Source organism: Rossellomorea sp. GCM10028870, from assembly GCF_042666755.1.
In the GTDB taxonomy this organism is placed as follows: Bacteria; Bacillota; Bacilli; order Bacillales; family Bacillaceae_B; genus Rossellomorea.
This window is the reverse complement of record NZ_JBHTGN010000003.1, coordinates 150,516-169,466: the sequence shown is the minus strand read 5'-3', so window position 1 is coordinate 169,466 and position 18,951 is coordinate 150,516. Positions and strand designations below refer to the sequence as shown.

Here is an 18,951-nt window from a genome sequence, read left to right as displayed (position 1 = left end):
AAAGGGTTTATTTCCAAAATCTCACTCATTTGTTTATCATAATCTATTCGTGGTAAACAAGAACTAAGCACTTACAGACACACTTCAAAGGAGAGATTGTTAATGAAAATAAGAAATTTATTACTAACTTTACCGCTGAGTGCAGGCTTGGTTTTAGCTGGTTGTGGAAATGATGAAGGTGCCGAAGATGAAGCTAATAACGTGGAACAGCAGGATACTTCTCAAGATGAAAGCACTATGAATGAAGAGTCGAATAACGAAGATTCCATGAATGAAGACAAAGCAGATGAAGAAGATAATGAGGGTACGCTTAATGAAGATCCTTCCGGTGAAACATTGAATGACGATGAGGTGGATAAGGACGATAAAGCCTCAGAAGAACAATAGAAGGCATTCTGAAAAGGGCTTAGCTGAGTCCTTTTTTAATTGAAGTGCACAGTAGCCCATATAACACCCATTAACTATACCTGTCGTCCCTGTTTAGGCTTCTTCAGCATAAATTATAAAAAGGAAGTTTTATCAGCATAATAACAGGGAAAAGCAGTTTTTAAGAGTATATAAATGGAGGGCGTAAAGATGAGTTTAAATTCCCCGTTGGTTCCAAAATCTAAAACCCATTGTTCCAATGAGTATGGAAAGTTAAAGAAAGTGGTTGTTGTTTCACCTGAAAATATGCAAATAAATGAAATCATAAATGAGACTCAAAAGCATTTCCTAAAGGAAAATATCAATATAGATAATGCGGTACAGCAACATAAAAACTTTGTTGATACGTTAGAGAAAAATGGTTCAGAGGTCATTCACCTTCAACCATCACCAGAGTTTAATGAACAAGTCTTCACAAGGGACATCGGTTTCACGATTCATGATCAATTCTTCGTTGCATCGATGAATACCGATGTCAGGCGGGGCGAAGTGAAAACGCTGAAGAATTGGCTGGAAACGAATGACGTGCCTTATCATGAACTTCTCCATTCCATTGAAGGAGGGGATGTGCTCGTTGATGAGCAGAATATTTGGATCGGAGTGAGTGGACGGACGAACCAATTGGCCATCCAATCGTTACGAAATCAGCTCCCCCAATATACCGTTCATGAGTTACCTTTAAAAGAAGGAATTCTTCATTTGGATTGTGTATTTACGATCATATCAGAGGGGTGGGCCCTTGTGTATCCACCTGCCTTTTCAAAAGAGGATCTTGAGAAGATCAAGTTGCATTACAATATCATCACTGTAACGGATGATGAACAATTTCAAATGGGACCCAATGTATTAGCAATCGGTGATGGGAAAATCATCAGTCTTACTCTAAATCAAGATTTGAATGAACGAATCAGATCAAAAGGTTTTGACGTGATTGAACTGGATTTATCCGAAATCATCAAGTCTGGGGGCTCATTCCGTTGTTGTACGCTTCCCCTGATTAGAGAATAGAAGTCTTATTGACTATGAACTGAATAGATTCATTAATGAAAAACAGGTGGCTTTATACCTGTTTTTCTTCATTTTACAGAAGCTTTACACTCCTGTAGTCCTTTTGCAAATGGTTCTTCATATTTCCCCTTTATTCTACATATGTAGTCGAACTTATAGGAGGTAGGGTAAATGAAGAAATCAATGAAGAAGATTCTTCCGTTAGCGGTTGTGTCAACATTAGCTCTTGGAAGTGTAATAGGAATGAATCAAGACAACACAGAAGCACAAGCGAAGGAATCCAAGAACGGCAAAGCCAAAAACGTCATCTTTATGATCGGTGATGGAATGGGCGTTCCTTATACAACGGCACTTCGCTATATGAATGACAATCCTGAAACAGTTGAGATGGAAAAAACGGCATTCGATCCTTACCTTGTCGGATTACAATCCACTTATCCAGAGGATGAGAAAGAAAACGTGACAGATTCAGCAGCTGCTGCGACAGCAATGAGCGGCGGAGTCAAAACTTACAATAATGCGATAGCAGTCGATAATGATAAAACAGATGTTAAAACGGTATTAGAGCAGGCGAAAGAAAACGGCATGTCTACAGGAATCGTAGCAACATCAGAAATCACCCATGCCACTCCGGCATCTTATGGTGCGCATGAAGAGCAGCGTAAAAGCGAAAATGCGATTGCGGATGACTACTATGATGAAATGATTAATGGAGAACATAAGATAGACGTCATGTTAGGTGGGGGGACGGACTTCTTCGAACGTGATGACCGTAACCTTGCTGAGGAGTTCCAAAAGGATGGCTACAGCTATGTAAAATCCGCCGAAGAACTGAAAAATGACGACAACAAACAAGTTCTTGGTCTTTTCTCTGAAGTGGGAATGGACAAGATGATCGACCGTGATAAAGAACAGCCAAGCTTAGCGGATATGACGACATCTGCACTCGACCGTTTAAAAGGGGACGAGGACGGATTCTTCCTTATGGTGGAAGGCAGCCAAATCGACTGGGCTGGTCACGATAATGATGTGGTCGGGGCTATGAGTGAAATGAGAGACTTTGAGAAGGCACTTGAAGCAGTAAGGGATTTTGCAAAAGAAAATGGTGAAACATTGGTAGTTGTTACAGCAGACCATTCTACAGGGGGAATCTCGATCGGGGCAGACGGTGAATATAATTGGGATCCGGCACCGATTCAAGCTGCAAAGAAAACACCAGACTTCATGGCTGAACAAATTGTGAACGGTGCTTCAGTGGAAGAAACATTAGCCGAAAACATCGACCTTGAGTTAACGGAAGAGGAAATCGCTTCTGTGAAAAAAGCAGCAGAAAAAGGCGATCAAACCGAAATCGATAATGCCATCGAGAAAATCTTCGACAAACGTTCAGGTACTGGCTGGACAACGGATGGACATACAGGAGATGACGTTCCTGTGTATGCATTTGGTCCTCAAAAAGAGAAGTTCTCGGGCATGATCGATAACACAGATCAAGCAAAAATGATTTTTGACCTTCTTAAAAACAAAGGGAAAATCAAAGACGATAAATAAGCTTAAGACAGATGATGAGACCATGCTTCTCCTTCCTTTTTGGGAGGGCTGCATGGTCTTTTCTACGATTATGCTTCTTCTAAATCTGAAACACTTACTTCGGAACGTTCTTCTAATGGTCCGCGAAGATGAACAACGGCTGTTTGACCGTCTTCATTAACAGAGTCGATCCAGACAGATGCATCTTTATATTTTACTTCAATATCAGCTGAAGAAGATAATATCTGTTTTGCACGATTATAATCCATTCTTCATTTCCTCCTTATAGTCTATTTTCATTGGTTAGTTTGTCCTTTTTTTAGAGAAAAATGAGCGTATATTTCATTTTGAATCCGATACGCTAATAGTGAAAGGGTGATGACATGAAGAAACAGGATGAAAGAACATCGACTACAGAAGCAAATATGGAATTGAATGAAAGATTTTATGGAAGTAATGAAAAAGAAGCTGATCCGGCGCCGCCCACTTATATTCAAAATAATACAGCCGCGGTAAAGATTACCGGTGATGATGAGTAAGAGTACCAGCTGAATCCTTTACCTATAAATAACAAAAACCTGCCCGATTTTCCATCGGACAGGTTTTTGTTAATTCGTTTTGTTACGCTGATCTTTATTATGTTTATTTCCCTTACTGTTGTCTCCACTCGTGATTTCAGTAGCAAACTCTGTTGTGCCACGCTTGGGTGAATTTTGATTTTCACTGCCTTTGTTGACCTTTTTCGTCATATGAATCCCCTCCAATCTATTCAATTCATCTTTAGTTTTTGAAGAATAACTTTAGGTTATGCAGAATTGAAATGTTAAAGAAAGATTAAAAATAATTTAGCATAGTTTTTTGGGACAAGAATAAGGTATAATGTAAAGCGAAATGATTACGATTAATAAATGCAGTCTAAAGAAAGGAAACGTAAACGAATGAATTCTTTGAGGAGCTTTAGTCAAGAGATGACAGGGATACTATTATTTTTGTTATTCATTGTTCTTTTTTTAGCGGGAGATTGGGTGAAAGTCTATGTCCCGGAAGAGTTTCTTACCTCTTCGATGGCGAATGTCATTACCATATTCTTGAGTATCCTCTTAGAAGCGATCCCTTTTATCTTAATCGGTGTCTTCGCATCAGCACTTATTCAAGTATTTGTGTCTGAGAGGTTATTACAAAAAATCATTCCGAAGAGGTTCCCCTACCTGGCTTTGTTTCCTGCAGCTGTAGTAGGGGCATTGCTTCCTGTATGTGAATGTGCGATTGTACCGGTGGCCAGGAGGTTAATTAAAAAAGGGATGCCTGCCCATCTTGCGATTGTCGTCATGGTTACAGCCCCTATTTTAAATCCGATTGTCTTCGCATCTACTTACTATGCGTTCCAAAATAATATGACGGTTGTCTGGGGGAGGATGGGTATTGCTTTAATAGCTGCCTTAATCATTGGGGCTCTATTGTACAGGTTTTATGGAAAGAGAAACCCGCTAATACAGAAAGCGCGTGTCCAAGAGCATCATCACGATCACTCATCCAATAAACTAATGCAGACAATTGTACATGCCAGTGATGAATTTTTTGACATGGGCAAATTCCTTATCATCGGAGCATTTGTTGCAGCGGGATTTCAGACATATCTTGATAGAGAATTGTTAGTGGGGATTGGGACGAATGAGGTTCTTGCACCGGCTGTTATGATGGGGTTTGCCTATATTATTTCACTATGTTCAGAAGCAGATGCATTCGTGGCTTCGTCTTTCGGCAGTATCTTTTCTGCATCATCCCTTTTGGCATTTTTAGTGTATGGGCCGATGATTGATTTCAAGAATACATTATTGATGCTTGCTTACTTTAATAAAAAATTCGTGTTGATCTTTATTGGAATCGTGACAATCGTAGTATATATTTGCACGCTTGTATTCCAAGTATTTGTGTAAAGGAGGCTAGAGGAGTGAAACAATCCATCCAATTCCATACATTCATCAGAGGGATCATCTTAATTGGTTATGCTCTCTTGGTATTGAAACTATTTTTAACGTTTAATTTGCAAAACTTTGTCGCACCCAAAATGCATGGTTATATGTATTTTGCTCTGGGGGTCTTCATTCTCCTGGGGGCGATTCAAATCATCCGGGGTACATCTTCAGCCTCTGCAAAAGAACACCATTGTGGTTGCGAAGGTCATGAACTGCCTAAAGGGTTCATCAGGTCCAGCATGGTATATGCTCTATTTATTTTTCCAATTGTGGTGGGATTCCTCCTGCCAGATAACTTATTGGATAGTTCCGTTGCGGCTAAGAGAGGGGTGAAAGTGGGGAATAGTCTATTCTCAACACCCCCATCCAGTGAACAAAACGGAGTAAATCAAGGTGAGAGTGCAGAAAAAAATTCGTTTGCAACTGAGCCTACCCTCGGACCGTATGATGAGTTTCCTGTGGAAAAGGATTTCGACAAGTTGAAAGAGATAGTAAATAAAAAAGAAAAAATATTCGTAAGAGATGAACAATATATTCAAACATTAAGTATTGTGGATGAAAATCTTGACAACTTCGTCGGTAAAGAAATTCAGCTTACAGGTTTTGTTTATAAAGATGAAGGATTTGCAGAGGAAGAATTGGTCATTTCCCGTTTCACCGTTACATGCTGCGTAGCCGATGCCTCGGTTTATGGTTTATTGGCACGTGATTCAGAACTGAGTAAACTGGAACCAGATACATGGATTAATGTGAGTGGCGTGATTGATAAGGTAGATTTTAATGGTCAGGAAATGCCTGTAATAAAGAATCCGGTGTTTGAAGTAATCGACCCGCCTGCTAATCCTTATGTAGAAGAGTTTTTTATTAAAATTGAATAAACGAAAGAATCCTTACTTTTATGTAAGTAAGGATTCTCTCATAATCAATAAATCGTAATTATTTCGTTTTAATAGGCATAATCAGGTGGTGAGAATATGTATGAATGGATCATAATCGGTGGAGGTATCCATGGATGCACCGTGGCTACGTATCTTGTGAAAAAGAAAAAGGTGCCAATTCATAAGATATGTGTAATTGATCCTTACCCAGGGCCATTATTTAAATGGAAAAGGCTGACTGGTTTAATTGACATGCCGTATTTGCGTTCACCTTTTGTCCACCATTTGGATACACATCCATTTAGTCTGAAATCCTTTAAGAAGGGTGGAGGAGAAAATTTCTACGGACCATATAAGCGGCCGGCTCTTACTCTATTCAATCAGCATAGTAACGCTGTCTTGGAAGGAATAAAAATATCTAAAGCCTGGTTTCAGGGAAAGGTGGACCACGTTGAGAAAGGAGATAACGGTTGGATAGTAAGAACCAGTAGTTTGGACCATTTTCATGGGAATAACATTGTGATTGCAACGGGAATGAATAATAAATTGGCTTATCCCTCTTGGGGAAGTGCTCTTGTTGCGTCACGCCCAAAACAAGTTGGACATTTATTTGCTGAGTCCCTTCTGAGAATAGAGCCACCAATCGTCGTGATAGGTGGAGGGATCTCCGCTGCCCACATGGTGGTTAAGCTAAGCAAACAATTCCCCGGACATGTATATCAAATAGCCCGTCACCCTTATAGAGTAAACGATTTTGATAGTGATCCAGGCTGGCTTGGACCTAAATACATGAATGGATTTGTAAATATTCACAGGTACGAACACAGAAGAGAGGTCATTGATCATGCCCGTCATAAAGGGTCTATGCCAAGTGAATTAGCTAATAAGTTGAGAAATTTGAAACGAAGCAACACGTTCACCTTTATCCAAGATGAAATCCAATCATGGGATGTATTAGGCGATGAGATTATACTGCATTTAACGAAGGCAGAGTCGAGTGTAAAAGCAAAGACGATACTATTTGCCACCGGATTTTCAAGAGAGGTCATGAAAGTGGACTGGCTGCAAAAACTCATTCAAAAAGAAAAGTTAGCGTGTGCGAAATGTGGTTTTCCGATAGTGAAAGAGGACTTGTCATGGTGTAATCATTTATTTGTTACGGGACCACTGGCTGAGTTAGAAATCGGGCCGCCCTCGCGTAATATTTCAGGTGCAAGGAAAGCAGCAGAAAGAATAGTGAACCATACAACTTAAATCGTAATGATTTCGAATTTAAAAGGAGATGAATGTTTATTATGAAAGTACCAGTAACAGTATTAAGCGGTTATTTAGGATCAGGCAAGACGACATTATTAAATCATATTTTACATAATCGGGAAGATAAGCGAATAGCGGTTATTGTGAATGATATGAGTGAAGTGAATATCGATGCGTCCCTCGTGAAGAGTGGCGGATTCACTAGAACAGAAGAAAAACTAGTCGAGCTTCAAAATGGTTGTATTTGCTGCACCTTAAGGGAAGATTTAATGATAGAAGTCCAGCGATTGGTCGATCAGGGGAATATCGATTATATTGTGATCGAGTCTACCGGGATCTCGGAACCGATTCCTGTAGCTCAAACATTCACATATATGGATGAGGAGATGGACATTGATTTAACAAGAAACACAAGACTGGATACAATGGTGACGGTTGTGGATGCCAATCGATTCTGGCATGATTTTGCAAGTGGTGAAACGTTGCTGGATTGCTCTGAGGCAACAGACGAAGGGGATACAAGGGAAGTAGTGGATTTGCTGATTGATCAAATAGAGTTTGCGAATGTGATTGTGTTAAATAAAATAGACTTAGTGGAAGAAGTGGATGTAATAGAATTAAAAGCTGTTCTTCATAAGTTGAACCCGGAAGCGAGAATCATCGAAACCTCACATTCTAAGATTTCATTAGATTACGTACTGAACACCCGACTATTCGATTTTGAAAAAGCAAGCCAGGCAGCCGGGTGGATAAAAGAATTACAAGAAGAACATACACCCGAGACTGAGGAATATGGAATTTCTTCTTTTGTCTATCGCCGTAACAAGCCTTTTCACCCAGAACGTTTCATGGCTTGGATGGAGGATTGGCCGGTAGACATCGTGCGTGCAAAGGGCTTCTTTTGGCTGCCGACCCGTAACGACATGACGGGCTTATTGTCCCAGGCAGGCCCATCGATCATCATCCAGGGAGCAGGGGAATGGGTAGCTGCTTATCCTGAAGATGAGAGAAAAGAAATCCTTGCTGAAGAAGTGGAATTAGCAGAGAAATGGGACCCTGTTTATGGGGATCGAATGAATGAAATCGTGTTTATCGGTCTTGAGATGAACAGGGAAGAAATCGAGCAGTCATTGGATAGCTGCTTGCTAACAGAAAAAGAAATGACAGAGGATTGGACTGGATTTAAAGACCCGATCCCTGCTTTTACAGTGGAAGTTTAATAGATGGAAAAATCCAGGCGCATGAACGCGCCTGGATTTTTTTTAGTTTATCGTATTGATGACAAATTATGAAACTGGACTTCTGGATAAGATGCACTGCGAACATGGAGCTTGTATCTATATGCCTATATTTAACATTCCTGCTGATATTTTGATTCTTCTAAACGATAATGAAGATAGGAATCTAGAGGGAGGTAATAGAATTGCATGAGAAAATGGAAGGGATGAAGAATGCGTCTGGAATACCGGGCAGGTGGTTTGTGGATGAAATGGCAGAAGGGTCGGAGGGCTATCCGATTTTATTTATTCATGGAATTCATGCCTCATCAGACACGTGGATTAGAGAAAACGATCTACAGGAATTCACACGGAAATATGGGCACCAAGCCGTTTTCATTGATTTGCATCCAGACGAAGATATGTGGAAAAATGGGCAGATTTTAGAGGGGAAGCTTCGTGAGATTTACGACTATTTTAAGAGGAAGGTAGTGGTTGTGGGGCATAGTAAGGGAGGGATCGATGTTCAAACCGCATTGGTTCATTATGGTGCCGGACCCTATGTAGAGAGAGTCATCACTCTTTCGTCTCCTCATCATGGATCAGAGCTTGCAGACCTTGCCTATAGTAAATGGGCCGGCTGGTTAACGGATGCTTTAAAGAGTAAAAATAATGCCGTGTTCTCCTTGCAAACGGGATATATGAAATCTTTTCGTTCCCAGACGGACGAACTTGATCTCGCCAAAGCCACCCCATTCTATACATTCGGTGGTACAGGATGGGGAGGGGTGAATTCTGAATTGTTTTGGGGCGGGTTATACTTAAGCCGATTTGGACAAAGTGATGGAGCGGTTCTGGTAACAAGTTCACGCCTTCCGTATGGGGGTGAGGTGCAGGTCCGGGATTGGTCTCATACGACGATAAAAGAGGGCGGGGAGATCTTCCCTTATTTAAAGGATCTCTTAACAGAAGAGGTGCAAGAGATATCCTATGCTGCCGTGAGCGAGCATGCAAAAGAGGGAGAAACATCGGTCCTCCATAGAGGCGGGGCATTTATGGGTATTGGAGTGGAGAAATTTTCTGTCGAGGAAGAGGTAGAGAAAATCTCGGTGGACTGGATCAGTGATCAACAGTTTACGCTCTATGAGCTCATTAGTCCGAACGGGCAAGTGTATAAACAGTTCATGATTACGGAAGATGCGACAGGCTTTTTCCCAGGCGCTTATCATCATTCCATTATCATTTCCAAGCCCCTTTTGGGACAGTGGGAAATGAGGGCACATAATAGTCAAAGTGAAAAATACATGCTGACCATTCTGTTTCAGAAAGGGGTTAGTAAAGGAGGGAATCAATTGACGGGTGATGGAGAATCTTTAATGGGTTCATGGAATATACTCGACAAACCTGTGAAGAAAACATATACCATTCACCATATCCCAATGAAGAGCGGAAACAAAAAGCAAACCACCCTCATTACAACTGAAGATCTATCTTCTTTGCCTTTAGCTGAATTTGAAGAAGGAGTCCATAACATCACCATCGATATAGAAGGAGAAACCCAGGAGGGAAACAAATTTCAGAGAACGATTATTCAAACCGTTTATGTAGATGGAAAGGGGAATATCAATTAATGGTTTGAGGTGACTTAAATGAAAGGTCCGTCCCTCTGCATAAACGGGGACGGACCTCTGGATTATAGTGCGCCAAGGAATTCTGTTACCTGTTCTGGTGTTTTGGCGTTGGCGCTGTGCAGGTGAGCGATTTTTTCGCCGTTTTTGTAAACCAGCAGGCTGGGGATGCCCATGACGTCATATTTTTCGGCGATTTCAGGAAATTCGTCTTTATTAATGTCGTACCATTTATATTGACCGAACTCTTCCATGATCTCATCAATGAACATATCCATACGACGGCAGTCAGGACACCAGTCTGCATGGAATTTCACGATCACCGGCTCTGCCGAAGTGATTAAATCTTCAAAGGTTTCTTTGTTTTTGATTGATTGCATGTTGTTAACCTCCCTTTCTACATTATTTTATACAAACAAACAATCAATTGTAAAACGAATCATTTTTCGTCTGAACTTGTACATGATAATATGGGAATACATTTTGAAAGAAAAAGGTGACATTATGCAACCGATCAAAGTTGGATTAGTAGGATACGGTTTTTCAGGACAAAGTTTTCATCGCCCGTTACTCTCACATTTGGAGGAGTTTCATATTGAAGCGGTGCTTTCATCTGATGAAGAGAAAGTGTTGAAAGACATTGAGGGTACAACAGTGGTGTCGTCCCTTGAAGATTTACTTCAACAAGACATCGAATTAGTGGTGATCACAACGCCGAACCATCTTCACTATGCCATGATTAAGCAGGCTTTACTAGCTGATAAACATGTCGTGGTAGAGAAGCCATTTGTGACGAATAGTGTCGAAGGAAAAGAGCTGATAGCTTTAGCGAAAGAGAGAGGCTTGCATCTTTCTGTCTTCCATAACCGACGATGGGATGCCGACTTTTTAACCATCCAAAAATTACTCCAAGAAGAAGCTCTAGGACAAATCTATACATATGAAGCCCACTTCGACCGTTTCCGCCCGACTATTAAAGACCGTTGGAAAGAAAATAAAATCGAGGGAGCCGGTGTGCTATATGACTTGGGCTCACACCTCCTGGATCAAGCACTGGCCCTGTTTGGTACACCACATTGGGTGCAGGCAGATGTGTTTCCACAAAGAAATCCGGAAAAAGCGGAAGATTATTTCCACATTACACTCGGGTATGACGTATTGAGGGTGCAGTTGTACTCTCGTTCTATCGTCCTTGATCCAGGACCGCGATATCAGGTTCATGGAGTAAAAGGAAGCTTCGTGAAGCACGGAATGGATCGTCAGGAAGATGATTTAAAAGCTGAGAAAAATCCTCTTATTGAAGATTGGGGTATGGAAGATGAAGAAAACTGGGGTACGTTGACAACCATTTCTGATGACGAAGTGACCTCAGAAGTCATTCCTTCTGAAAAGGGAGATTATACTCAATACTACAAAGGGATATATAAGACATTAAGAGAGAGCAAATCTCTTCCTGTAAAACCTGAAGATGCTTTAGGCGTGATAGAATTGATTGAAGCATGTAAAGATAGCGCGGAAAGTAAACGTGTTATTTATCTGAGTTAAAAAAGAAAGGCTCCCGCCCAGGGGAGCCTTTCTCTTGCTATTATTCCACAGTACCGGCCTCTAATATCTTTACATTTGCCTCCACATTGAATTTCACCCTGGGGTAGATGCTTCCTTCCCATTCCTTAATATCGAAGCCACGTACTCCATGTTTTTGATTTTGTCCGATGCCTACAGGGTCGATGCCTAATTCCTGAAACTCCTTCAGCATGGCTAAGCACGTTTCTTCTATATCCTTTTCCATTTTTTTCTCAACTTCTCCCACTTTATCAGGTGTCAATTTTTTTCCGGTATACTCTCTGACAATTCCCCTAACCTTGATTCTCATTGTCACTTCAACAGGATCAGCTTTATGTTTAATCATAATTTTGTGCTTAGTGATTAGACTCGTTACAGAAGCCTCAACCGTTTTTTCGGTAGCGCCAGGCTTTTTCCCCATTTTGATGACATGGCTTCCTTCAGCAAGTTTATCCACTAATAATTTAAAGAAGAACATTTCCTCAGCGGGAATCTTTTTGACCATTTTGTCTTTATCGAAGAGGGCAACACCTGTAATGGCTACACTTTCATTCGTTAGCTTCTTTAATATGGGGAGATACGGTGTCTGTCCTTCTTGAAAATAGTCGAATAGAAATAAATGTAGATTTGTTTCCGGCAATTCCCTTCGGGTGATATTGTGGGTGATCAAGTTAGAAAGATACGTTCCATTTCCTCTTAAGCCATAGTTCCCTTTGATGAGTTCCCCTGCTTCGCCTTCGGTTACCGTTATATATACCCTTGCCCCAACACTGGCGTCTCTTTGCAGGGAGTCTCCAATATCGATAATGCCTTTTTTGGCCAGTTTTTCTCCTATCAACACGACATCCAAGCTTCCTCTTACAAGGGGCTGTTGCGCCCTTCTTTCTAATTTCTCCAACACTTCCCGAGTGGATGATGCTTCTGCAGACAGCGTTCCGTTTTGGATGGATTTATCGGATAAATAAATGGGGAACAGGGCTGTCCCTCTTATTTTATTCTCTCCTCCATAATCATAGGCTTTTCCGGTTTCAACATATAAATCGTCAAGAATTTCCTTTTCTACACATCCAGATAGGAACATAGAACAAATGAGTAATATGATCAAGGAAAGTTGTTTCATTGTTTTTGTCTCACCTTCTTCATGATAGTCACCAGTACTAAGAGAGCAGGTATGTAAAAAAAGTTGAAATAAAAACCGATTTGTCCTGAAACCGTATTCAAGAAATTAACCTGTTTTCTGTCAGTGATAAAAGTTAAGACGCATAGACAGAGGATACAAATAATGATCAGTGCATGACGATGTCTCAAAGGAGTCATTCGCTTAATGATCCTGCTGGCACACCAGAGAGAGATGCACACGTTGGGCAGAATCACTAAGCACCAATTGGCGATACCGATATATTCAAAACGTTCAACAAAGGGCATTTCAACGATCTTCCACATGGAAAGGGTGGCCCAGACAGTCTTTTCTAATTGCTTTTGACTGAAAAATGCAAAAGAAATAATGGCAATCAGGGTGTATATTATCGTTGTTGTAATTAACCCCCAATGAGCATATTTTTGAGACTTTTTCGCATCTTTAATATAGGGATAGAGCATCAGTATGGATTCGTATCCCAGATAGGTAAGTGACATATTTTTTGTGGAAATCAATATATCTTTGATGGTGTGATCAAATACTGGTAAAATATTTCGGAAATCTGCGTATTTAAACGTAAACGCAAAGGTTAAAATCAGATAACTGGGCAGCACAGTTCCAAAAAATGCTGTACCTGCAATGGTACGGACTCCCCCATTCACAATATAGTAGACAAGAATCAAGAAGAACAACGCAAACATAAACGTACTTAATCGGGGATACATCCATACTTGCAACACCTCGATATACGTCCTCATAATCGTTATGACCAGCAGGCTAAAATAGAGAGCGAATAATAAATTAAATATATTACCAATCCACTTCCCGAAAACCAAAGTATGAGCAGATACAAGGTCCCCTCCAGATTTACCTAAAATAAGGTACATAAGGAACATGAGAACATGAGTAAGGATACCTGCCAGGATAACAGAAATCCATCCATCATACCCCGCATTCATGGAAATGATTCGTTGGAACCCAAGAACCCCTGCCCCGACTTGAATGGAATGAATGAGAAAGAAAACAAGGAAAGGGGATATTTTTCTTCTATCTGGAATGGTTTGCATCTGATCACCTCCGACCTTTATTCATCTATATCTAGCTTTTTCTTTCCTTCCGATGGACGGAACCTGTATGGTTTTTTTGTTCTTAAATATTCTGGACGACCTGCTTGTTTACTAAAAGGGAACCGGATCAGAGCGTCTTTCAGATCCTTCATTCTCGGTGGATAGAGTGGCTCCAGGAACGGTCTGCCCAGGGAGGTTAATTGTAAGAGATGTCCCATAAGCAAGCAGAAGCAGAAAACGATTCCTAATAATCCCCAAAGTTGTGCGAACAACAAGAAGGGGAATCGGAGCAAGCGGATCGTATTGCCCATGCGGTACACGGGAGTCGTAAAGGAAGCAAGCGCAGCAAGGGCAACTAAAATGAGCAGGACGTTACTCGTGATCCCTGCCTCAACGGATGCAGTCCCGATCACGATCCCCCCAACGATACCGATGGTTTGACCAACTTTGGTTGGAAGGCGCGCTCCTGCCTCGCGCAATAATTCAATCGTTAATTCGAGAAATAACGCCTCTAATATAGGAGGCAAAGGAATTTCTTGTCTGGATGTGACAAGAGTGGCCATTAAATCCTTTGGGATAAGTTCATAATGATACGTCAACGCAGCAACATATACGGGTGTAATCAATATCGAGAATGCTACTGCGAAAACACGCACTAGACGGAGGAATGAAGCAATCGAGAAATTCAGGAAGTAATCCTCATAGGCATTAAAGAACTCAACAAGGGTCGTGGGTCCAATCAATGCGTGAGGCGATCCATCCACCATCACGGCCACCTTCCCTTCCACCAGTACAGAAGCGACTCGATCTGGTCGTTCTGAATCCAATAACTGGGGGAAAGGGGAATTGCTATTATCGGCAATGAGCTGTTCAATAAATGAACTATCCATGATTTGATCAAAATCCACGGATCGCAAACGTTGACGCAACGTATTCACATTCGCTTCATCTACTAATCCATCAAGATAGACTAAAGCGACTCTCGTGTGTGTCAGTTTTCCAATGTTGAATTCTTCCACTAACAGCTCTTTAATCGGGAGACGTTTGCGGAGCAGGTTAAGGTTGTCACTGAGAGATTCAACAAAGGCTTCTTTCGGACCAACCACACTGAATTCCACTTCTGGTTGAGAAACTTTTCTACCCATTTCATTTTTCGTTGCAATGAAGGCAAATTTCCGGTTGGAGGCATCCATCGTTAATAATGTGTACCCATTAAAAAGCTTCTGTTCGATATCCGCTTCATCTTTTGAAATTTGAATATCCAATACAGGAACCAAGGTTTTTAGGTCATCAAAGGAGTGAAAATCTTTTGAAAGCAGGGAGGGGAGAACATCCTCCTGCAGAATCTTTCCATCAATCAGAGTGGTAATGAAATGCAAACTGAATTTGGTCCCTGTATAAGGGTTTTGATAAAAGGCTTGTTTATAGTCAGCCGATTTCTCAGCTTCTTGCTTAAAGTTTTCGTAGGTCTGTTTTTTCTTCGTGTTATCGGCGTTTTTCTTGTTCTTAAAGAATGGAAACATACTAATCCCTCATGTTCGATGTATGGTCTATCCTGTAGTGTTTCCGAAAATAGGAGAATTATGAAAAAGGATGGGGGAAGTGGGAAAAAAAGTTAAGGTCTGCTGGATATGAAAGGCGTTTTCGTAGACTTCGTTGCTTTTAAAAGGAAAGTGCTGGTTGATTTCCGCTCCAGGTGCTCGCTTTCCGCGGGGCGTGAGTTGAGCCTCCTCGGGCTTTGCCCTGTGGGGTCTCAACTTTCCCGCTATTCCCGCAGGAGTCGAGCACCTGCAGCGAGAATCAACACTATGCATGAGTTTCTTAATGAAGATAAATATACATACCTACACATTTTAACGGGAGCAGTTCCACTTCTCCTCACCATCCAGCGCATACTGGTTGACAGAGCTTTGGCAGCTTCTGTTTTTATAACAACAATCTCTGCGAAAGAACCATTAAAAAAGGTCAAAAAAAGACTGGAAAAGGAATGTCTCTTTTCCAGTCTCATTTGGTTATTCCTGCTCCAGGAAAAACTTCTCGATATCATCAAGCATGGCATTCGCTGCCATAACGCCACCTGCAGTGTTCCAAATAGCATCGCTTACTTCATACACTTTATCTTGTTTTGCTACTTCAAGGTTTTGGAATAGAGGATCGTTCAGCCACTCTTCAGCAAGCTTGTTCGCTTCCCCATCACCCGTTTCATATGTGAAGTAGAATAACACATCTCCATCCATCGCAGGGATTCGCTCTTTCGTCACACCTTTTTCAGCAAAGTCATCAACATCCTGACCTTCAGGACGGGCAAATCCTAATTGATCCAGGATCACACCTGAGAATGAATCTTTATGGTAGATACGTACGTCACCTGCTAAAAAGCGTACCATAGATACTTCCTGGTTAAGTTTATCTCCAAGTTTTCCTTTAAGATCTTCAATTCGTTGGTCATACTCGGCTAAGACTTCTTGACCTTTTTCTTCTTTGTTTACTGCTTTAGCGTATAATTCAAAGTTTTCTTTCCAGTTACCGCGAAGTGTTTCCGCCATGACCGTTGGAGCGATGTCCTTCAACTGATTGTATTGTTCCTCTTGACGCATTTTGTTCCCGATAATCAGGTCCGGTTGAAGTTTTGCAATGGCTTCCATATTTAATTCGCTTTCAGTTCCGACGACTTCAACATTTTTCATATCGTCGGCAATATGATCGTACCAAGGATCGCCTGTCCAGGATTGTACTGCACCAACAGGTGTCACGCCCATAGAGAGAAGAGCCTCTGTTCCTTCATTTGTAAGGATGACAACTTTCTTAGGAGTTCCTTCGATTTCAGTCGTACCCATTGCGTGTTCTACTGTATAGGTTTCTTCTTTCTTATCATCGTTACTTGCAGATTCTTCTTTTTCCTCTTCCTTATTCCCGCAAGCTGCTAAAAGTAGAAGGGAAGCGATGAGTAATAAAGACATAAAACTTCTTAATTTCATATGTATAAATCCTCCTGAAAAATAATTTGTGGTTGATAATGATTATCATTTATACTTTTTATATTAGTTGAGAAGGTTTTCATTGTCAACATCTAAATGATAATGATTTTCAAAGTCATTGACGGTTGTTTCATTCTTCTTTAAAATAGTAAAAGAAGAAAAGAACGTGAGCATTAATAGATTTTCCTTTCCTTATTGAATTTCAATAAGGGATAGAGAGGTTAACACATAATGAAAATTCAAAAACAATTTATTCTGTTTATAGGAACCATTCTATTTCTCGTATTGTGTATAGGAGTCAGCATTGTCTTCGGGTATACGGATACGTCATGGAGAGTAGCGTTTGAAGCGTTTATCAACCCGGATGGATCGACTGAGCATATTGTGCTCCAGACAATCCGCTTACCGCGGGCACTTATCGCTGCGACAGTAGGGGCATCCCTCGCAATTTCAGGAGTCCTGATGCAGACCTTGACGAAGAATCCGTTAGCATCTCCCGGTATTTTCGGGATCAATGCCGGTGGTGCCTTTATGGTGGTAGTGGCGGTTACGTTATTTGGGGTAACCAATCTTCAATCCTTTACGTGGCTGGCGTTTTTAGGGGCTGGTTTAGCCGCTGTCGGAGTGTATGTCATCAGCTCAGTCGGGAATAAAGGCTTGACTCCCATGAAGCTGACGTTAGCAGGAGCAGCCATCACTGCGATGTTTTCGTCATTCACACAAGGTTTGCTTGTACTGAATGAAGCAGCCTTAGAGCAGGTATTATTCTGGCTTGCAGGCTCTGTTCAAGGGAGAAGCCTTGATATTTTATCCGGAGTATTTCCTTATATTGTGGCAGGCTGGATCCTTGCGCTCATGTTAGCAGGTAAAATGAATATACTTGCCATGGGAGAAGATGTTGCCAAAGGGTTGGGCCTTAAAACAGCCTTGATTAAATTTATCGCATTACTTGTTGTCGTACTGCTGGCTGGAGGTTCTGTTGCCGTTGCCGGTCCAATAGGCTTTATCGGAATTGTCATCCCTCATCTTGCCAGGAAAATCATTGGTGTAGATCATCGCTGGTTAATCCCTTACTCAGGATTACTCGGAGCGATTTTACTATTAGCCGCTGACATTGGAGCCCGTTACATCATCATGCCCCAGGAGGTGCCGGTTGGTGTTATGACAGCCATTATTGGTGCACCATTCTTCGTGTACGTTGCAAGGAAGGGGTTTTAACCGATGAATAGATTTATAGGAAAACGTTGGCTTCAGGACCGGGTTTCTATGCTCGTTGATTTATCAGCCATGAAAAAAATCATGATATTAGGGGTCATCACTTTACTCGTCCTGATAATGAGTACTGGAATAGGCGATTTGAAAATAGCACCTTGGAAGGTCGTTAGCGTCTTCTTTGGAGGCGGAACAAGTTTAGAACAGCTTGTTGTTACGTCTTTTCGACTTCCAAGGATTATCATTGCCCTGCTGGCCGGGATGGCATTGGCCGTGGCAGGGGGGATTTTACAGGGGATGATCCGAAACCCTTTGGCATCTCCCGACATTATCGGGATAACTGGAGGGGCAGGAGCAGCTGTCGTCGCTTTTCTGACCGTTTTCAGCAATGATGATAATACATTGATGGTCAGTATTAAATGGCTTCCTGTTGCTGCTTTTATAGGGGCGGCAGTCATTGCCTTTTTAGTTTATTTCTTGGCATGGAGAAAAGGTGTATCTCCTGTCAGGCTCGTGTTGATCGGAATCGGGATATCAGCTCTGACACAAGCATTGACAACACTTCTTATGATACTTGGCCCTATTTATAGGGCAAGCCAGGCAAACATTTGGATTACAGGTACCGTGAACGGGTCGGATTGGCAGGACGTATGGATTCTGCTTCCGTGGAGCCTGGTCTTTATCCTGTTAAGCTTCTTTATAACCCGTCAATTGAATATCCAGGAACTTGGGGAAGAAATTGCTACAAGTGTTGGAGGGAACGTTCAGCGACAACGCTTTTTGCTTCTATTGATGTCAACGGCTTTAGTAGGGGGGGCGGTTGCCTTTGCAGGAGGAATTGGCTTTGTAGGCTTGATGGCTCCTCATATGGCAAGAAGAATGGTTGGATCTTCTTTCGGTGCGTTACTTCCGACTGCTGCCTTTATCGGTGGAATCCTCGTGATGGTAGCAGATCTGATAGGCAGAACTCTATTCCTGCCGCTGGAAGTTCCAGCCGGAGTATTTACAGCAGCAATCGGAGCACCATATTTTATCTATCTTTTATTTAAAACAAGAAATTCTTAAAGGAGTTG

Annotated in this window: 19 protein-coding genes; 12 read left to right on the top strand and 7 right to left on the bottom strand. The window is 41.5% G+C overall.

The features are described 5' to 3' along the window. Window positions 1-102: 102 nt before the first annotated feature. The 3 genes from ACFQWC_RS14760 (at window position 103) to ACFQWC_RS14750 (ending at window position 2,985) form a co-directional block, all read left to right on the top strand. Window positions 103-387 (top strand): hypothetical protein, encoded by a 285-nt coding sequence (locus ACFQWC_RS14760; RefSeq protein WP_299743536.1) that lies wholly within the window; start codon window positions 103-105, stop codon window positions 385-387. A gap of 189 nt (window positions 388-576) precedes the next feature. Next, entirely contained in the window at window positions 577-1,434 is an 858-nt protein-coding gene (locus tag ACFQWC_RS14755) for a dimethylarginine dimethylaminohydrolase family protein (protein WP_299743539.1), read from the top strand. Window positions 1,435-1,605: 171 nt separating this feature from the next. Then, window positions 1,606-2,985 (top strand): alkaline phosphatase, encoded by a 1,380-nt coding sequence (locus tag ACFQWC_RS14750; protein WP_377108192.1) that lies wholly within the window; start codon window positions 1,606-1,608, stop codon window positions 2,983-2,985. Between the two features lie 68 nt (window positions 2,986-3,053). On the opposite strand, the gene ACFQWC_RS14745 is transcribed toward ACFQWC_RS14750, so the two are convergent. Continuing rightward, complete coding sequence (locus ACFQWC_RS14745; RefSeq protein WP_299743545.1) at window positions 3,054-3,233, bottom strand: H-type small acid-soluble spore protein; 180 nt, start codon at window positions 3,231-3,233, stop codon at window positions 3,054-3,056. A 114-nt stretch (window positions 3,234-3,347) separates the two neighbouring features. Between ACFQWC_RS14745 and ACFQWC_RS14740 the strand changes: the two genes are divergently transcribed. Further along, window positions 3,348-3,503, top strand: coding sequence for a hypothetical protein (locus ACFQWC_RS14740; protein ID WP_341356908.1), 156 nt, complete (start codon window positions 3,348-3,350; stop codon window positions 3,501-3,503). 69 nt (window positions 3,504-3,572) lie between these two features. Here the strand turns inward: ACFQWC_RS14740 and ACFQWC_RS14735 are convergent, their stop codons facing one another. Continuing rightward, window positions 3,573-3,713 carry a hypothetical protein gene (locus ACFQWC_RS14735; RefSeq protein WP_377108190.1) on the bottom strand — a complete coding sequence of 47 codons (141 nt, stop codon included), beginning with the start codon at window positions 3,711-3,713 and terminating at the stop codon, window positions 3,573-3,575. 189 nt (window positions 3,714-3,902) lie between these two features. Here ACFQWC_RS14735 and ACFQWC_RS14730 point away from each other — a divergent pair, with 189 nt between their 5' ends. From ACFQWC_RS14730 to ACFQWC_RS14710, 5 genes are all read left to right on the top strand, one after another. Then, the gene (locus ACFQWC_RS14730) at window positions 3,903-4,901 is read left to right on the top strand and encodes a permease (RefSeq protein ID WP_299743553.1); all 999 of its coding nucleotides are present in this window, start codon (window positions 3,903-3,905) and stop codon (window positions 4,899-4,901) included. Between the two features lie 14 nt (window positions 4,902-4,915). Beyond that, window positions 4,916-5,818, top strand: coding sequence for a TIGR03943 family putative permease subunit (locus ACFQWC_RS14725; RefSeq protein ID WP_299743556.1), 903 nt, complete (start codon window positions 4,916-4,918; stop codon window positions 5,816-5,818). A gap of 96 nt (window positions 5,819-5,914) precedes the next feature. Next, window positions 5,915-7,072 (top strand): FAD/NAD(P)-binding protein, encoded by a 1,158-nt coding sequence (locus tag ACFQWC_RS14720; protein ID WP_341356906.1) that lies wholly within the window; start codon window positions 5,915-5,917, stop codon window positions 7,070-7,072. Window positions 7,073-7,113: 41 nt separating this feature from the next. Further along, window positions 7,114-8,295 (top strand): GTP-binding protein, encoded by a 1,182-nt coding sequence (locus tag ACFQWC_RS14715; RefSeq protein WP_377108187.1) that lies wholly within the window; start codon window positions 7,114-7,116, stop codon window positions 8,293-8,295. A gap of 203 nt (window positions 8,296-8,498) precedes the next feature. Continuing rightward, complete coding sequence (locus tag ACFQWC_RS14710) at window positions 8,499-9,923, top strand: esterase/lipase family protein (RefSeq protein WP_341356905.1); 1,425 nt, start codon at window positions 8,499-8,501, stop codon at window positions 9,921-9,923. 62 nt (window positions 9,924-9,985) lie between these two features. On the opposite strand, the gene ACFQWC_RS14705 is transcribed toward ACFQWC_RS14710, so the two are convergent. Beyond that, complete coding sequence (locus ACFQWC_RS14705) at window positions 9,986-10,300, bottom strand: thioredoxin family protein (protein WP_299743568.1); 315 nt, start codon at window positions 10,298-10,300, stop codon at window positions 9,986-9,988. A 124-nt stretch (window positions 10,301-10,424) separates the two neighbouring features. On the opposite strand from ACFQWC_RS14705, the gene ACFQWC_RS14700 reads away from it, so the two are divergent. Continuing rightward, complete coding sequence (locus ACFQWC_RS14700; RefSeq protein ID WP_341358026.1) at window positions 10,425-11,465, top strand: oxidoreductase; 1,041 nt, start codon at window positions 10,425-10,427, stop codon at window positions 11,463-11,465. 40 nt (window positions 11,466-11,505) lie between these two features. Here ACFQWC_RS14700 and ACFQWC_RS14695 read toward each other — a convergent pair whose 3' ends face one another. The 4 genes from ACFQWC_RS14695 to ACFQWC_RS14680 all read right to left on the bottom strand — a co-directional run bounded on the left by ACFQWC_RS14695 (window position 11,506) and on the right by ACFQWC_RS14680 (window position 16,666). Further along, complete coding sequence (locus tag ACFQWC_RS14695) at window positions 11,506-12,603, bottom strand: Ger(x)C family spore germination protein (protein ID WP_377108184.1); 1,098 nt, start codon at window positions 12,601-12,603, stop codon at window positions 11,506-11,508. After that, the gene (locus tag ACFQWC_RS14690; RefSeq protein WP_341356904.1) at window positions 12,600-13,688 is read right to left on the bottom strand and encodes a GerAB/ArcD/ProY family transporter; all 1,089 of its coding nucleotides are present in this window, start codon (window positions 13,686-13,688) and stop codon (window positions 12,600-12,602) included. The genes ACFQWC_RS14695 and ACFQWC_RS14690 overlap by 4 nt, the downstream gene beginning before the upstream one ends. A gap of 17 nt (window positions 13,689-13,705) precedes the next feature. After that, a complete protein-coding gene (locus ACFQWC_RS14685; protein WP_299743579.1) occupies window positions 13,706-15,211 on the bottom strand; it encodes a spore germination protein in 1,506 nt (501 codons plus the stop codon). 489 nt (window positions 15,212-15,700) lie between these two features. Further along, a complete protein-coding gene (locus tag ACFQWC_RS14680) occupies window positions 15,701-16,666 on the bottom strand; it encodes an ABC transporter substrate-binding protein (protein WP_341356903.1) in 966 nt (321 codons plus the stop codon). A 231-nt stretch (window positions 16,667-16,897) separates the two neighbouring features. On the opposite strand from ACFQWC_RS14680, the gene ACFQWC_RS14675 reads away from it, so the two are divergent. Beyond that, on the top strand, window positions 16,898-17,884 hold the full coding sequence (locus ACFQWC_RS14675; RefSeq protein WP_299743585.1) for a FecCD family ABC transporter permease: 987 nt from the start codon (window positions 16,898-16,900) through the stop codon (window positions 17,882-17,884). Between the two features lie 3 nt (window positions 17,885-17,887). Further along, window positions 17,888-18,943 carry a FecCD family ABC transporter permease gene (locus tag ACFQWC_RS14670; protein WP_299743587.1) on the top strand — a complete coding sequence of 352 codons (1,056 nt, stop codon included), beginning with the start codon at window positions 17,888-17,890 and terminating at the stop codon, window positions 18,941-18,943. The last annotated feature ends 8 nt before the right edge of the window (window positions 18,944-18,951 follow it).

Excerpts from the sequence above, each read along its gene's own strand:
- ACFQWC_RS14760 (WP_299743536.1), top strand. The coding sequence starts at position 103 with ATGAAAATAAGAAATTTATTACTAACTTTACCGCTGAGTGCAGGCTTG.
- ACFQWC_RS14755 (WP_299743539.1), top strand. The coding sequence starts at position 577 with ATGAGTTTAAATTCCCCGTTGGTTCCAAAATCTAAAACCCATTGTTCC.
- ACFQWC_RS14750 (WP_377108192.1), top strand. The coding sequence starts at position 1,606 with ATGAAGAAATCAATGAAGAAGATTCTTCCGTTAGCGGTTGTGTCAACA.
- ACFQWC_RS14745 (WP_299743545.1), bottom strand. The coding sequence starts at position 3,233 with ATGGATTATAATCGTGCAAAACAGATATTATCTTCTTCAGCTGATATT.
- ACFQWC_RS14740 (WP_341356908.1), top strand. The coding sequence starts at position 3,348 with ATGAAGAAACAGGATGAAAGAACATCGACTACAGAAGCAAATATGGAA.
- ACFQWC_RS14735 (WP_377108190.1), bottom strand. The coding sequence starts at position 3,713 with ATGACGAAAAAGGTCAACAAAGGCAGTGAAAATCAAAATTCACCCAAG.
- ACFQWC_RS14730 (WP_299743553.1), top strand. The coding sequence starts at position 3,903 with ATGAATTCTTTGAGGAGCTTTAGTCAAGAGATGACAGGGATACTATTA.
- ACFQWC_RS14720 (WP_341356906.1), top strand. The coding sequence starts at position 5,915 with ATGTATGAATGGATCATAATCGGTGGAGGTATCCATGGATGCACCGTG.
- ACFQWC_RS14715 (WP_377108187.1), top strand. The coding sequence starts at position 7,114 with ATGAAAGTACCAGTAACAGTATTAAGCGGTTATTTAGGATCAGGCAAG.
- ACFQWC_RS14705 (WP_299743568.1), bottom strand. The coding sequence starts at position 10,300 with ATGCAATCAATCAAAAACAAAGAAACCTTTGAAGATTTAATCACTTCG.
- ACFQWC_RS14700 (WP_341358026.1), top strand. The coding sequence starts at position 10,425 with ATGCAACCGATCAAAGTTGGATTAGTAGGATACGGTTTTTCAGGACAA.
- ACFQWC_RS14695 (WP_377108184.1), bottom strand. The coding sequence starts at position 12,603 with ATGAAACAACTTTCCTTGATCATATTACTCATTTGTTCTATGTTCCTA.
- ACFQWC_RS14690 (WP_341356904.1), bottom strand. The coding sequence starts at position 13,688 with ATGCAAACCATTCCAGATAGAAGAAAAATATCCCCTTTCCTTGTTTTC.
- ACFQWC_RS14685 (WP_299743579.1), bottom strand. The coding sequence starts at position 15,211 with ATGTTTCCATTCTTTAAGAACAAGAAAAACGCCGATAACACGAAGAAA.
- ACFQWC_RS14680 (WP_341356903.1), bottom strand. The coding sequence starts at position 16,666 with ATGAAATTAAGAAGTTTTATGTCTTTATTACTCATCGCTTCCCTTCTA.
- ACFQWC_RS14675 (WP_299743585.1), top strand. The coding sequence starts at position 16,898 with ATGAAAATTCAAAAACAATTTATTCTGTTTATAGGAACCATTCTATTT.
- ACFQWC_RS14670 (WP_299743587.1), top strand. The coding sequence starts at position 17,888 with ATGAATAGATTTATAGGAAAACGTTGGCTTCAGGACCGGGTTTCTATG.